Raw genomic sequence first — 14,400 nt, 5'->3', positions numbered from 1 at the left:
GAAATAATTTACCCGTGTCCCGCAACCTAAGTTATTGATAAAATTTGAATTTTACGTTAGTTAGTAGCTGGTTTTTTCGAAAACAGTACACTAGTGTTTCATTATCGATTACCCATACGAGGCCTGGTGGCGCTTATGGCGAAAGAAAAAAAAACGGGGCCTTACACGTTCGCCAATATTGAAGAGATTCGTGAAGCGCGTAGTAAATGGTGGCTAAGCAGACTGTTTAACCGGCTGACATCTCATCGCAGGAAACCAGGCATTTGATAGGTAGCACTTGATGAGCTATCAGGATTAAATTTAACAATGCGGGCCCGTCACAGACACTTGAGGGGCTCGCGCATCGCTTTACGCCCTTCCCTATTGCGCCAGAAAATGAATCCTGAACGCCGCGCCGCCCAGCGGAGAATCCCCCAGCGTCAGTTGTGCGCCATAGCTTTCGATGATGTCCTTGACCACCGCCAGGCCAATGCCCTGCCCGGGGTTCTGGCGGTCCAGTCGTTCGCCACGTTCGAGGATGCGTGCGCGCTGGCTGTGCGGGACGCCGGGGCCGTCGTCTTCGATGCACAGCTCATCGCCGTCCGCTGAGCGGGTGAAGCTGACGCGTACTTCGCTCAGGCACAGCCGATAGGCGTTTTCCAGCAGGTTGCCGAGCATTTCCAGCAGCGCGCCCTCCTCCATGTGCACCTGACAAAGTTCCGGCAGGTCGAGCGTGGCCTTGACCTGTTTGTCGCGGTAGACCTTGTCCAGCGTGTTGCACAGGCTTTCGACCACCGGCCGCAGCATCACATGATGGCGCACCAGACCGCTCTTGCGCAGGCTGGCGCGTTGCAGTTGGTAGCCGATCTGCTGGCTCATGCGCTCGATCTGCGATTGCAGCACCCACGCCTGCTCGACGTCCTCGGGGCGTTTGGCGATGTTTTCACTGACGCCCTGCAACACCGCCAGCGGTGTTTTAAGGCTGTGAGCCAGGTCGTCGAGGGAATCGCGGTAACGAATCCGTTGCTCACGCTCGCTGCGCAGCAGGCGGTTGAGCGAATCGGTCAGGCGCAGCAGTTCGCTGGGATGCTCTTCACTCAAGCTGTCGCGCACGCCCGATTCCACCTGATCGAGCTCCTGACTCAGGCCGCGCAATGCACGCAACCCCCAGGTCAGGCCCATCCACAGCAGCCCGAGCAGCACCGCCAACGCAGCGCCAAAGCCCAGGTAGAGTTTGAGGCGCAAACCGTCGATGGTTTCCTGGTAGCCGCGCAACGGCTGCACAGCGACGATACTGTAGGCGGCGTTGCGACCGCCGAGCAGGCGAATCTCGACGTCATAGACGAAGAACTCGTCGCCGTTGATTTCCTTGATCTTGGTGAACTCGCTGCCCTGCCCGTCATAGTGCGGGTGGTAGTCGATGCTCTCGGACTCGGTAGACAGCGAGCGCCAGACCATCTGCCCCTGACGGTTATAGATGTAGCCCAGCAGGCGACTGCCGGGCAGGTTGAACTGTTCGCCCGGCAGCACCGACGGCATCAGCAGATGGTCGTCTTCGACGCGCGCCGCCGAAATCATGGTGGTCACATCGGAAGCCAGCCGTTGTTCGATCGCCCCGCGCAGCGCCAGGCTGAATGCGCCCTGCAGCGCAGGCAGCATGAGCAACATGAAGATCACCGCCAACGTGGCGGCGCCCAGCATCAGACGCAGGCGAAGCGAACGAATCACGTACAGCGCTCATTGAACAGGTAGCCCATGCCGCGTACGGTTTCGATGGGTTTGAACGCCACGCTGCTGTCCAGTTTGCGACGCAGCCGGCCGACCAGCACTTCGATCACGTTCGGATCACGCTCGTCGTCATCGGGGTACAACTGCTCCATCAAGCGCTCTTTTGGCACCACTTGCTGATGATGAAGCATCAGGTACTCGAGAATGCGGTATTCGTAGGCCGTCAGCGCCAGCGGCTGCTCGCCCAGAGCGGCGTGCTTGCGGTTGAGGTCCAGCAGCAGCGGGCCCGCAGTGATGGTTGACTGAATGAAGCCGCTCGAGCGGCGTAACAAAGCGTTGAGCCGCGCTTCCAGCTCTTCGAACTGGAATGGTTTGACCACGTAATCGTCAGCCCCGGCGGCCAGCCCCTCGACCTTGTCCTGCCAGTTGCCACGCGCGGTCAGGATCAGGATCGGAAACGCCTTGCCCAGCGCGCGCAACTGACGAATCAGGTCCAGCCCGCCGATGCCTGGCAAGCCGAGGTCGATCACAGCCAGATCGTGATTGAATTGGGCAACCTGATACAGCGCTTCTTCGGCGTTGGCCACCGCTTCCACCACATGCCCCGCTTCGGTCAGACGGGTACGCAGGTGATGGCGCAGCAGCGCTTCATCCTCAACTACCAACAACTTCATGCAGCTCTCCCAGGCACAATCACAGCCTCAAGACAAAGAATGAAACGACATCGTCGCCTCAGTACTCAACAGGCGGGCGCTGACGGGCACATGCTGTGTCACATCATAGCTGCCCAGCAGGATTTCGCGGCTGACCGGCACGCCATTGTGAGTGCCCGTCAGACTGCCGTAAACCGGCGGTGAATAAAGCGTCCCCACGGACACGTTGGATCGCGCCTGCTCATCGAGCGCGTGCCCCCAACTGTTGGCGTCATCGAACCTTTCACTGGTCTTGCCGAACTCGATGCGTGCCACGTCAAGCGTGCCATCGCCCGCCTGCGCCGCCGCACTGCCACCCAGAAAAGCCAAGGCCAGGAAAAACTTGTTGAGATTCAACATTTCGACTCCTTTTGCGCTCGGGAACGCTGTCAAGGTACGGCTCCACAGTAATCGGGCCGGGCTGAACCCCGACTGAACACGCTATGAACCGGCGCTGAACAGTCGTGCGCGCCACAGGCGGCAGAATCGGCTATCTTTTGACATTCGTGCTGCACCCCACCCAAGAAGGAGCTGAACATGCGTTTGTGGATTGCAATGATCATGATGGGCCTGACCGGCCTCGCCCAGGCGGCGATCAAGACCGAGCAGATCGATTACAAAAGTGCCGACGGTACAAAACTGGTGGGTTATTACGCCTACGACGACGCCGTAAAAGGCCCGCGCCCCGGTGTGCTGGTGGTTCACGAGTGGTGGGGCCTGAACGACTATGCCAAGCGTCGCGCCCGTGATCTGGCGGCACTGGGTTACAGCGCCATGGCTATCGACATGTACGGCGAAGGCAAGAACACCGAGCACCCGAAAGACGCGATGGCCTTCATGCAGGCGGCGCTCAAGGACAGCGATGCAGCCGACAAGCGCTTTGATGCCGGGCTTGAGCAATTGAAGAAACAACCGCAGACCGACCCGAAAAAAATTGCCGCGGTGGGTTACTGCTTCGGCGGCAAGATCGTGCTGGATGCGGCCCGTCGCGGCGAGCCATTGCTGGGCGTGGTCAGCTTCCACGGCGCACTGGTGACCAATAGCCCGGCCAAACCGGGCATCAAGGTGCCAATGCTGGTCGAGCATGGTGCCAAGGACAGCATGGTCACGCCGGAGAACGTCGCCGCCTTCAAGAAGGAAATGGACGACGCCAAGGCTGACTATAAATTCGTCAGCATCGACGGCGCCAAACATGGCTTCACCAACCCCGACGCAGACCGCCTGAGCCACGGCGAACACGGCGGCCCGGACATTGGCTACGACAAGGCCGCGGACCAGAGCTCGTGGTCGGACATGCAGGTGTTTTTCAAGAAGATCTTTGGTTGAGCGATAACTGAGATTCTGCGTCCACCCGAAACTGGGAGGACGCAGAGCGTCCGGAACGGCATGACGACGCAGAGCGTCGCACGATAGTTGCGATGATCGTTCCCGCGCTCCAGCGTGGGAATGCAGGTCGCGACGCTCTGCGTCGTCAAGAGGACGCGGAACGTCCGGAACGGCATGCGACGCGAAGCGTCCGGAATGGCATGCGACGCGAAACGTCCGGAATGGCATGCGACGCGAGCGCCCACGATAGTTGATATCTCGTTCCGCACGCCTCCAGCGTGCGAATGCAGGTCTCGACGCTCTGCGTCGTCAAGAGGACGCAGAGCGTCCGGAATGGCATACGACGCAGAGCGCCGCACGATGGTTGCGATGATCGTTCCCGCGCTCCAGCGTGGGAATGCAGTTCTCGACGCTCTGCGTCGTCAAGAGGACGCAGAGCGTCCGGAACGGCATGCGACGCGGAGCGCCGCACGATAGTTGCGATGATCGTTCCCGCGCTCCAGCGTGCGAATGCAGGTCTCGACGCTCTGCGTCGCCAAGAGGACGCAGAGCGTCCGGAATGGCATGCGACGCAGAGCGTCGCACGATAGTTGAGATGATCGTTCCCGCGCTCCAGCGTGGGAATGCAGGTCTCGACGCTCTGCGTCGCAACACTTCGTTAATACCAGCGCTGAATATCGATCAAACCGCGTTGCCCTTCATAATCTCGGGCGCTGGAATATCTCCAGTGCTCGCCGACGTCCACATAGCCCCTCTTTACCGGGTTAAGGTGAATGTAATCGAGCTTCTGCCGCATAACCTTTTCGCTCCACACCAGTTCGGCATGGGCTCCTTCCTGCCAAACCTGATAAACCCTGTCACTCTTGTGCAGGCGCTTTACGAATCGCAGACGCTCCAACGTGCTCTCGGCATTGGCGCTCTCAAGTGCTTCGATTATCTGTCGAGCCGTAAACGACTTGAAACTGCTCACACATTTGTCCAGAGCGGGCGCTTGGGCCACGAAGTGCAAATGGTTTTCCAGTACGACATACCCGAAGAGCTGCAGCCCTTGATTAGCCTGTTGATAGCGCCAGGCATTCAACAGAATGTCTACCAGGACAGGCCGGGTAAAAAGCGGTAACCACTCCACCACTGTGCAGGTCAGGAAGTGAGGCTTTTCAGGTTCGGTGATGGTGTATCGACTCCGGCCCATGTGTTCATCCTTGAATCATCAGAGGTCCGAACGGTACACCCCGACAGAGTGGGTGGAAATGATGAAAGTGTGACCGGTTTTTTGCTCTACCTGGCTAAGAGGACGCAGAGCGTCCAGAACGACATGCGACGCAGAGCGCAGCACGATAGTTGAGCTCGATGACGCCCAGCACTCTTCCCTCCAGTCCAATCCCCCGGCAAAATGCCGCGCATGACTCAACGACCCAACCTCCCGCACTGTTGCCCCGAACTCGTCCAGCACTGGCCACTGCCGCATGCCGTGCCGGGGGCGGTGCTGGTCAGTGGGCGTTTTGATCCGCAAAAGCTGGGTGCCGATGACTTTCAGCGCTGTGCGATCGAGACGCCTGCGAGCATTCAGCGCTCGGTCGCCAAGCGTCAGGCCGAGTTTCTCGCCGGTCGCCTGTGCGCCCGCGAGGCGCTAAGCCAGCTTGATGGCCGCCTGCACACCCCCACGTTGGGCGAAGACCGTGCGCCAATCTGGCCAGGTGATGTCTGTGGTTCGATCACCCACAGCACCGGCTGGGCCGCTGCGGTGGTGGCGCACAAGCAGCAATGGCGCGGGCTGGGGCTGGACACGGAAAACCTGCTGAGCCACGACCGCGCTTCACGCCTGGCCGGAGAAATCCTCACCGCTGCCGAGCTGGGCGATATGGCCGCCGGCCCGCAAGATCAGATTGCGCTGCGCGTTACCCTGACCTTTTCGATCAAGGAAGCGCTGTTCAAGGCGCTCTACCCCATCGTGCAAAAGCGCTTCTATTTCGAAGATGCACAATTGCTGGAATGGTCCGCCGACGGCAACGTCCGCCTGCGGCTGCTGATCGACCTGTCCAGCGAATGGCAGGCAGGCAAGGAGCTGGACGGCCAGTTCAGTGTGCTGGGCGATCACCTGTTGAGCCTGGTCGCGGTCGAAGGTTGATCACTCGGGCAGCGGGCAATGCTCGCAACGCCCGACCCACTCGACCCGATGACTCAGGCAACACACCCGCCGCTGCCGACGCGGCTCAGCCCCTTTCTTCTGCGCCACATAACGCACCGTCTGGAACAACGGATTGGCCCGACCATCCGGCCTGCGTTTCTCAGTCAACAACGCCATGCCCGCCGCCAGCGAAGTATCGCTGCACTCAGCCAGTCGAGTAAGGCAGCCTTCCAGATAATCACCGGCGCTGCTCCACAACACTGCGCCGGGCAGTTCGCCATAAGCACTTAATGCGCTAATAAACGGTTGCAGGTTATCCTCCAGCAAACCGGCAAAGCGCTGAAACGGATCAACCGGAACGTCCCGCCAGACCTCGCTCTGCCCCAGCAATCTGACACCACAGGGCACGCCACGCTCGTCCAGCGCCACACCGACCTGATCATGCGTCAACGGCCAATGCCAACCCTGCACCAGGCTGGCAACCAGCACCGGGGGAATGATCTGCATGAAGTAACACTTGGCCCACTGCGAAACCAGCATCGGCAACTGACTGGGCATCAGTTGCGGCCCGTAAACACTCAGCAACAGTTGATCAAGCCGCGTGGGTTGCAACAGTTCAGGCAACGCCACCACCGGGCGCGGGTCATCTGCCGCCAGCAACGTGCACCCAAACGGCGCCAACGCTCCAGCAAACAAAGGCGAATTCAACGCGGCACCTGCGTGCGCGGCCAGGACAGGCTGAAACACGCCCCGCCCAGACCGACACTGCGCCCGACCAGCGCACGGCCTTCGTGCCAGTGGATGATCCGCCGCACAATCGACAGGCCCAGCCCATGCCCGCCTGACGCGCGGGTGCGGCTGTCGTCGATGCGCATGAAGGGCGTGAAAATCTGCTCCCACGCCTCTTCAGGCACGCCCGGACCGTCGTCGTCCACGTTGATGCGGCACTGCTGCGCGCCCAGCTGATAACTGATGCGCACCTCGGTCTCGGCATGGCGCATCGCGTTGCTGACCAAATTCTGCAACGCCCTGTGCAGATAACGCGGCTCGGCCTCGACCCAGGCCGCCTCGCCCTCTTCAGACGTGAAGCACTCGCCGCGCGTGATCCTGACATCAGCGCGCAGTGGGGCCAGTTCGGCGATGACCTGATCGATCAGCGCATCCAGATCGATGCGCTGAAAATTCAGGGTCGGCGCGCCCTGCTCCAGGCGCGCGTAAGTGAGCATCTCATCGACCAGCTTGTCGAGGTCCTGAATGTCGCTGTCCATGCCGCGCATGTACTTGAGCCGCGCCTCGGGCGTGGTGGCGTCACTGACCATCTCCAGACCGAATCGCAGCCGCGCCACCGGCGTGCGCAGCTCGTGAGACACGGCGCGCACCAGTTCACGCTGGATCATCAGCGAGCGTTGCAGGTTCTCGGCCATGCTGTTGAACGCCGCCGCCACACGCCCTACCGAATCGGAGCCCTCGGTGGGCACACGGGTTTGCAGGCTGCCTTGCGCGATCAACGTGGCCGCGGCTTCCAGTTCCAGCACGCGCCACTCCAGACGCCGCACCAGCAAATAAACCACCAGCCCGATGAAACACAGCCCCAGCAGCGCAATCATCAGCAGCCAGTGCAGCGGATAGGGGTTCATCTGGTACAGCGGGCCTATTTCCAGCACCCAGTTTGTGTCGACAATCCCGGCCAGCACGCGAATTGAGTCGCCGCCCTTGCCCAGCGCCATCACCGTGTCGCCTTCATAGATGCGGCGGCGCTGATCGTCATCCAGGTCAGCCTGATCCAGCGCCAGCAGGTGCATGTCGAAACCAAAACCCTTGTCGATGCGCAGCGCTTGCAGGCGCGCCGGCTGCTCATCGACCGGAAAACGCACCAGTTCGTCGATCAACAGGTAAATAGTTGCCCGCGCCAGTTGCTCGGTAATCTGCTGAACTTCGCCGGTCAACAGCAGCGGCTCCTTGTCGCTAAGCTGGCGATAGACCCTGGCGGCGTGCGGCCCCATTTGCTCGACCACCACCTGGCCACGCGCCAGCCGACCGCGCGCGCCGCTGTCCAGATGGGCCTGCTCGACGCTTTGCAGGCTCAGGGGAATGCCCATCAGCCGCTCCCAGACCGCAAGCGCACGGCGCCGTTCGATGGCGTCAAGGGACAGCAGGTTGTCGGCCAGAACCGTAAACGTGCCGTGGGCCAGCCGCTCGCGGTACTGCTCGCCGCGCTCCTGATTGAGCACATGCAGGGCCAGCACGCCGAGCAGCGCAACCAGCACCAGAACGCCGAGCATGCCGCCGTAGATGCGCAGAAAGATCGAGTTCATCAGGTCAGCCGCTGAACACGTGGCCGCTCATGTCCTGCGCTGCTTCAGGCACAAACAGGTAGCCCTTGCTGCGCAAGGTCTTGATCAGGCGCGGATGAATGGGGTCGTCGCCGATCTTGGGACGAATGCGCGAGATACGCACGTCAATCGATCGATCCTGGCCGTCGTAACCGACGCCGCGCAACGCAGTGAAGATTTCTTCGCGGGACAGCGTGCGCCCGGCATTGGCCACCAGCAGCCACAGCAGGTCGAATTCGGCACCGGTCAGCTCGATGCTCTGTTCGCGCAGCCAGGCTTCGCGCAACGCGTTGTCCACCACCAGTGGCCCGAACACCAGGCGGCGCAGCTCGGCGGCCGGCACTTGCGGCGCTTCGCTGCGACGCAACAAGGCATGAATGCGCGCCAGTAACACGCGGGGATGGACCGGCTTGCAGACAAAATCGTCAGCCCCGGTGTCCAGCCCCTGAATATGATCGGTGTCGTCGGTGCGCGCGGTGAGCATCAGAATCGGCCCGTCGTAGCGGTCGCGCACGGTGCGGCAGATGCTGAAGCCGTCTTCGCCGGGCAACATCAGGTCGAGAATCACCAGGTCCGGCTGTTCATCGATGATCCGCGCCGCCGCCAGCGCGCCATTGCCTTCTATCGACACGCTCAGGCCGTTGCTCTGCAGGTAATCGCTGGTCAGCTCGGCCAGGCGCTGGTCGTCTTCGACGATGAGCACGTGCCAGGTGTGCGGCTCCAAAGACATCTCCCTACTGTTGTTATTGTGTGTTGAAACGCAGGGTTGCGGCCCCTTGTCGCAGGCGAGTGTAGCAACCGCAGCCGCTGCCGAACGAGAAGAAAGCAACGCGGCAAACGACATGCCAGATTGCCCTTGCAGCGCCGTTTTTTTGTGATAGGGTTCGCGCCCTCAAAAATCAGTAACCTGCCGCAAGTGCCTACAGAAAATGGTGACAAACGGTCCCGGTCCAGTAGTTATGCGGCCTACACGCATGGTGTGCGTTTCATACACAAACTACACACACTTTATCCACAGGCCGTGCGTTGCAATTCATGTCCAAAACGCATTATCTTGTAGCCCGACGGCGAGGGACACCCTACATGTAGGGTTTTCCGCAAAAAACCCAGCACAACTCAATCGAGAAATTCAAGCACTTTTCTTGCGTTTGCGGGGTTGAAATTAAAGTCGTTTTCGATACCCGGTTGCTCGCGCGGGGAGCAAAGCCGCGCAGTACACGGTTTGCAACATCGAACACGCATTCTTCATCAGTTTTTCAAAGGATCGGGCTTGGCCCGGTCCTTTTTGGCTTCAAAACCTGGCAGCGGAAAAACACCCCGCTGCCACCTTCGTTTTGGAGCCCTTGAGTCGCCTTTTGCGACTCACTGCTCGAAACGAAACGGTGGGCAGCAATGCCCGAACAAACTTAAAGGAACGTGGAGTCACACATGCAAACAGACACAACTCGCGAGAACTCGCCGACCGGCGCGCCGCAGGCAAGCCAGGCCCAACAGGATCTGTCTGCCACTGCCCCCGGTCAATTGCGCGTGATCAAGCGTAACGGTACTGTCGTCCCTTACACGGATGACAAGATCACCGTCGCCATCACCAAGGCGTTTCTTGCAGTTGAGGGCGGCAATGCTGCTGCCTCGTCGCGCATCCACGACACCGTTGCCCGCCTGACCGAACAGGTCAGCGCCACGTTCAAGCGTCGCATGCCTTCGGGCGGCACCATCCACATCGAAGAAATCCAGGACCAGGTCGAATTGGCGCTGATGCGTGCCGGCGAGCAGAAAGTGGCTCGCGACTACGTCATCTACCGTGATTCGCGTGCCAAGGAGCGTGCCGTTCGTGCCCCCGAAGATCAGGTTCAGGCTCACCCGTCGATCCGCATCACCCTCGCCGACGGCAGCTTTGCGCCGCTGGACATGGGTCGCCTGAACACCATCGTCACCGAAGCGTGTGAAGGCCTGGCTGAAGTCGACGCCAACCTGATCCAGACCGAAACCCTGAAAAACCTGTACGACGGCGTGGCGCTGAAAGACGTCAACACCGCACTGGTCATGACCGCGCGTACCCTGGTCGAGCGCGAGCCGAACTACTCGTTCGTCACCGCCCGCCTGCTGATGGACACCCTGCGCGCCGAAGGCCTGGGCTTCCTCGGTGTCGCCGACAGCGCCACCCACCACGAAATGGCAGACCTGTACGCCAAGGCGCTGCCTGCCTACGTCGCCACCGGTATCAAGTTCGAACTGCTCAACCCTGTGCTGGCCGAATTCGACCTCGAAAAACTCGGCAAGGCCATCAACCACGAGCGTGATCAGCAGTTCACCTACCTGGGCCTGCAAACCCTGTACGACCGTTACTTCATCCACAAGGATGGCGTGCGTTTCGAACTGCCGCAGATCTTCTTCATGCGCGTGGCCATGGGCCTGGCGATCGAAGAGAAAGCCCGTGAAGACCGCGCCATCGAGTTCTACAACCTGCTGTCTTCGTTCGACTACATGTCGTCGACCCCGACGCTGTTCAACGCCGGCACCCTGCGTCCACAGCTGTCCAGCTGCTACCTGACCACCGTGCCGGATGACCTGTCGGGCATCTACCACGCGATCCACGACAACGCCATGCTGTCCAAATTCGCAGGCGGCCTGGGCAACGACTGGACGCCGGTTCGTGCGCTGGGCTCGTACATCAAGGGCACCAACGGCAAATCGCAAGGCGTCGTGCCGTTCCTCAAAGTGGTCAACGACACCGCCGTTGCGGTCAACCAGGGCGGCAAGCGCAAGGGCGCTGTCTGTGCCTACCTGGAAACCTGGCACATGGACATCGAAGAGTTCATCGAGCTGCGCAAGAACACCGGTGATGATCGTCGTCGTACCCACGACATGAACACCGCCAACTGGATCCCTGACCTGTTCATGAAGCGCGTCTTCGACGACGGCCCGTGGACCCTGTTCTCGCCATCCGAAGTACCGGACCTGCACGACCTGACCGGCAAGGCCTTCCAGGAACGTTACGAGTACTACGAAGCGCTGACCGAATACCCGGGCAAGGTGAAACTGTTCAAGACCATCCAGGCCAAGGATCTGTGGCGCAAGATGCTCTCGATGCTGTTCGAAACCGGCCACCCATGGCTGACCTTCAAGGACCCGTGCAACCTGCGCAGCCCGCAGCAGCACGTGGGCGTGGTTCACAGCTCGAACCTGTGCACCGAGATCACCCTGAACACCAACAAGGACGAGATCGCGGTCTGCAACCTGGGCTCGATCAACCTGCCGAACCATATCGTCAACGGCAAGCTGGACACCGACAAGCTCAAGCGCACCATCGATGTAGCCGTTCGCATGCTCGATAACGTCATCGACATCAACTACTACTCCGTACCGCAGGCCAAGAACTCCAACCTGCGCCACCGTCCGGTCGGCCTGGGCATCATGGGCTTCCAGGACGCGCTGTACCTGCAGCACATTCCTTATGGTTCCGATGCTGCAGTGCAGTTTGCCGACAGCTCGATGGAAGCGGTCAGCTACTACGCCATTCAGGCGTCCTGCGACCTGGCTGACGAGCGCGGTGCCTACGAGACGTTCCAGGGTTCGCTGTGGTCCCAGGGCATTCTGCCGCTGGACTCGCAACAGATCCTCATCGAGCAACGTGGCCAGAAGTACATCGATGTCGACCTGAAAGAATCCCTGGACTGGGCGCCGGTACGTGCCCGTGTGCAGAAAGGTATTCGTAACTCGAACATCATGGCCATCGCACCGACCGCCACCATCGCCAACATCACTGGCGTGTCGCAGTCGATCGAACCGACCTACCAGAACCTGTACGTGAAATCGAACCTGTCCGGCGAATTCACCGTTATCAACCCGTACCTGGTTCGCGACCTCAAGGCCCGCGACCTGTGGGACTCGGTCATGATCAACGACCTGAAGTACTACGACGGTTCGGTGCAACAGATCGAGCGCATCCCGCAGGAGCTCAAAGAGCTTTACGCGACCGCCTTCGAAGTGGACACCAAGTGGATCGTTGACGCAGCAAGCCGTCGTCAGAAGTGGATCGACCAGGCTCAGTCGCTGAACCTGTACATCGCTGGCGCTTCGGGCAAGAAGCTGGACGTGACCTACCGCATGGCCTGGTACCGTGGTCTGAAAACCACTTACTACCTCCGTGCCCTGGCCGCGACCAGCACCGAGAAATCCACCGTCAACACCGGCAAGCTCAACGCCGTATCGAGCGGCGGCCACGGCCCGGACGACTCGGCGATCACCGCCCCTCGCCCGACCGAAGCCGCACCTGCCGGCCCGGCCCCAGTGCCAAAGGCATGCGCAATCGACGAGCCGGATTGCGAGGCTTGCCAGTAAGGCAAACCCACCTCGCCCCCACAGGAACAGCGAGAGGCGAACAAGCCTAACGCTGTACCTGTAGGAGCGGACTTGTCCGCGAAAAGGCCAACAAGCCGAATGCTGTACTCGTAGACTGCTGTAGGAGCGGACTTGTCCGCGAAGAGGCCAACAAGCCGAATGCTGTACTCGTAGACTGCTGTAGGAGCGGACTTGTCCGCGAAGAGGCCGGCAAGGGACACACATCCCCTTGCCACCCTCCTCCTCACCCAAAGGCCCCAAAAGCCAAAAATTCATGTTCCTTGCGCGCAACACCTTGAAAGCAAGCAACACCCCCTCTAGATCCAACAGGCCAGTCCACCCGACTGACCCTCAAGCAGGAGAATTACACCATGCTGAGCTGGGACGAATTCGATAAAGAAGACGGCGAAGTAGTCGCCAAAGCGACCAACGCCGGTCACGCCAACGAAGCCAACATGGACCGCCTCGACAGCGCTGGCGGCCTCGCAGCCCAAGAAGCCCGCGCCGTTACCGCCAACGACTCCGCTGCCCTGATCCGCGCCAAGAAAGCGCTGGACGCACTGGACGTCGCTGAAGGCCTGGCCGAACTCGAAGGCGCCAGCGCCCGCGTCGCCGTTGACGAAAAAATGATGATCAACTGCCGCGCCGACCTCAACCAGCTCGTGCCGTTCAAGTACGACTGGGCCTGGCAGAAATACCTGGACGGTTGCGCAAACCACTGGATGCCGCAAGAAGTCAACATGACCGCCGACATCGCCCTCTGGAAAGATCCGGAAGGCCTGACCGACGACGAGCGCCGCATCGTCATGCGTAACCTGGGCTTCTTCTCCACCGCCGACTCACTGGTTGCCAACAACCTGGTACTGGCCGTGTACCGCCTGATCACCAACCCGGAGTGCCGCCAGTACATCCTGCGCCAGGCCTTCGAAGAAGCGATCCACACCCACGCTTACCAGTACTGCATCGAATCGCTGGCCATGGATGAAGGCGAGATCTTCAACATGTACCACGAGATCCCATCGGTCGCCAAAAAGGCAGCCTGGGGCCTGAAATACACCCGTTCGATCTCCGATCCGAAGTTCGAAACCGGCACCGTCGACACCGACAAAGAGTTGCTGCGCAACCTGATCGCCTACTACTGCGTACTGGAAGGCATCTTCTTCTATTGCGGCTTCACCCAGATCCTCTCCATGGGCCGCCGCAACAAAATGACCGGCGTCGCCGAGCAGTTCCAGTACATCCTGCGCGACGAGTCCATGCACCTGAACTTCGGCATCGACGTGATCAACCAGATCAAAATCGAAAACCCGCACCTGTGGGATGCCGAGATGAAAGAAGAAGCCACGCAGATGATCCTGCAAGGCACCCAGCTGGAAATCGAATACGCCCGCGACACCATGCCCCGCGGCGTGCTGGGGATGAACGCGGCGATGATGGAGGATTACCTGAAATTCATCGCTAACCGTCGTCTGAGCCAGATTGGGTTGAAGGAAGAGTACCCTGGGACGACGAATCCGTTTCCTTGGATGAGCGAGATTATGGACTTGAAGAAAGAGAAGAATTTCTTTGAGACTAGGGTTATTGAGTATCAGACGGGTGGGGCGTTGAGCTGGGATTGACTCGAGTCAAACTATAAAAATATATGACGTAGGTCACCCTGTGTACTCGGGGTGACAACCAATCTGAGAACTTTATATGCAACGTCCCGTAGTAGGCGACAATTGGGGCAAAGCGTGCGCGCGCTCCATAGTAAAAATTTCCGAATCCTGGCTAGTGTACTGTTTGCGAAATAATTTACCCGTGTCCCGCAACCTAAGTTATTGATAAAATTTGAATTTTACGTTAGTTAGTAGCTGGTTTTTTCGAAAACAGT

At 59.9% G+C, this 14,400-nt stretch carries 11 protein-coding genes; 4 read left to right on the top strand and 7 right to left on the bottom strand.

Features of this window, described 5'->3' with window-relative positions; genetic code table 11:
- Positions 1-360: 360 nt before the first annotated feature.
- From DW49_RS0104945 to DW49_RS0104935, 3 genes are read right to left on the bottom strand one after another with little or no spacing between them, the layout of a single operon-like run.
- Entirely contained in the window at positions 361-1,707 is a 1,347-nt protein-coding gene (locus tag DW49_RS0104945) for an ATP-binding protein (RefSeq protein WP_005616334.1), read from the bottom strand.
- Positions 1,704-2,381: a response regulator gene (locus DW49_RS0104940; protein ID WP_003381559.1), complete on the bottom strand. Its 678-nt coding sequence runs from the start codon at positions 2,379-2,381 to the stop codon at positions 1,704-1,706. Before DW49_RS0104940 ends, DW49_RS0104945 begins: the two co-directional genes overlap by 4 nt.
- Before the next feature lie 27 nt (positions 2,382-2,408).
- Positions 2,409-2,759, bottom strand: a complete 351-nt coding sequence (locus tag DW49_RS0104935; protein ID WP_003381557.1) for a hypothetical protein — start codon at positions 2,757-2,759, stop codon at positions 2,409-2,411.
- Positions 2,760-2,936: 177 nt separating this feature from the next.
- Between DW49_RS0104935 and DW49_RS0104930 the strand changes: the two genes are divergently transcribed.
- Positions 2,937-3,725: a dienelactone hydrolase family protein gene (locus DW49_RS0104930; protein WP_005616328.1), complete on the top strand. Its 789-nt coding sequence runs from the start codon at positions 2,937-2,939 to the stop codon at positions 3,723-3,725.
- Between the two features lie 658 nt (positions 3,726-4,383).
- On the opposite strand, the gene DW49_RS0104925 is transcribed toward DW49_RS0104930, so the two are convergent.
- On the bottom strand, positions 4,384-4,917 hold the full coding sequence (locus DW49_RS0104925) for an REP-associated tyrosine transposase (protein WP_005616327.1): 534 nt from the start codon (positions 4,915-4,917) through the stop codon (positions 4,384-4,386).
- A 210-nt stretch (positions 4,918-5,127) separates the two neighbouring features.
- Between DW49_RS0104925 and DW49_RS0104920 the strand changes: the two genes are divergently transcribed.
- On the top strand, positions 5,128-5,853 hold the full coding sequence (locus tag DW49_RS0104920; protein WP_197282579.1) for a 4'-phosphopantetheinyl transferase family protein: 726 nt from the start codon (positions 5,128-5,130) through the stop codon (positions 5,851-5,853).
- Here DW49_RS0104920 and fhuF read toward each other — a convergent pair whose 3' ends face one another.
- Genes fhuF through DW49_RS0104905 form a run of 3 tightly spaced genes read right to left on the bottom strand, consistent with a single transcriptional unit; the run spans position 5,854 to position 8,916 of the window.
- Complete coding sequence (gene fhuF / locus DW49_RS0104915) at positions 5,854-6,600, bottom strand: siderophore-iron reductase FhuF (RefSeq protein ID WP_024419991.1); 747 nt, start codon at positions 6,598-6,600, stop codon at positions 5,854-5,856.
- Complete coding sequence (locus tag DW49_RS0104910; RefSeq protein WP_005616323.1) at positions 6,558-8,168, bottom strand: ATP-binding protein; 1,611 nt, start codon at positions 8,166-8,168, stop codon at positions 6,558-6,560. Before DW49_RS0104910 ends, fhuF begins: the two co-directional genes overlap by 43 nt.
- Positions 8,169-8,172: 4 nt before the next feature.
- Complete coding sequence (locus tag DW49_RS0104905; protein WP_024419992.1) at positions 8,173-8,916, bottom strand: response regulator; 744 nt, start codon at positions 8,914-8,916, stop codon at positions 8,173-8,175.
- A gap of 698 nt (positions 8,917-9,614) precedes the next feature.
- Here DW49_RS0104905 and DW49_RS0104900 point away from each other — a divergent pair.
- A complete protein-coding gene (locus DW49_RS0104900) occupies positions 9,615-12,527 on the top strand; it encodes a ribonucleoside-diphosphate reductase subunit alpha (protein ID WP_003381550.1) in 2,913 nt (970 codons plus the stop codon).
- 371 nt (positions 12,528-12,898) lie between these two features.
- Positions 12,899-14,146, top strand: a complete 1,248-nt coding sequence (locus DW49_RS0104895) for a ribonucleotide-diphosphate reductase subunit beta (protein ID WP_003381548.1) — start codon at positions 12,899-12,901, stop codon at positions 14,144-14,146.
- The last annotated feature ends 254 nt before the right edge of the window (positions 14,147-14,400 follow it).

Source organism: Pseudomonas avellanae BPIC 631 (assembly GCF_000444135.1).
Lineage (GTDB): Bacteria > Pseudomonadota > Gammaproteobacteria > Pseudomonadales > Pseudomonadaceae > Aquipseudomonas > Aquipseudomonas avellanae.
Note: the sequence above shows the minus strand (reverse complement) of the source record. Positions and strands in the feature narration are given on the sequence as shown.

Bases quoted from the DNA above. Each gene is read 5' to 3' on its own strand.
- DW49_RS0104940 (WP_003381559.1), bottom strand. From the start codon at position 2,381: ATGAAGTTGTTGGTAGTTGAGGATGAAGCGCTGCTGCGCCATCACCTG.
- DW49_RS0104935 (WP_003381557.1), bottom strand. From the start codon at position 2,759: ATGTTGAATCTCAACAAGTTTTTCCTGGCCTTGGCTTTTCTGGGTGGC.
- DW49_RS0104930 (WP_005616328.1), top strand. From the start codon at position 2,937: ATGCGTTTGTGGATTGCAATGATCATGATGGGCCTGACCGGCCTCGCC.
- DW49_RS0104925 (WP_005616327.1), bottom strand. From the start codon at position 4,917: ATGGGCCGGAGTCGATACACCATCACCGAACCTGAAAAGCCTCACTTC.
- DW49_RS0104920 (WP_197282579.1), top strand. From the start codon at position 5,128: ATGACTCAACGACCCAACCTCCCGCACTGTTGCCCCGAACTCGTCCAG.
- DW49_RS0104910 (WP_005616323.1), bottom strand. From the start codon at position 8,168: ATGAACTCGATCTTTCTGCGCATCTACGGCGGCATGCTCGGCGTTCTG.
- DW49_RS0104905 (WP_024419992.1), bottom strand. From the start codon at position 8,916: ATGTCTTTGGAGCCGCACACCTGGCACGTGCTCATCGTCGAAGACGAC.
- DW49_RS0104900 (WP_003381550.1), top strand. From the start codon at position 9,615: ATGCAAACAGACACAACTCGCGAGAACTCGCCGACCGGCGCGCCGCAG.
- DW49_RS0104895 (WP_003381548.1), top strand. From the start codon at position 12,899: ATGCTGAGCTGGGACGAATTCGATAAAGAAGACGGCGAAGTAGTCGCC.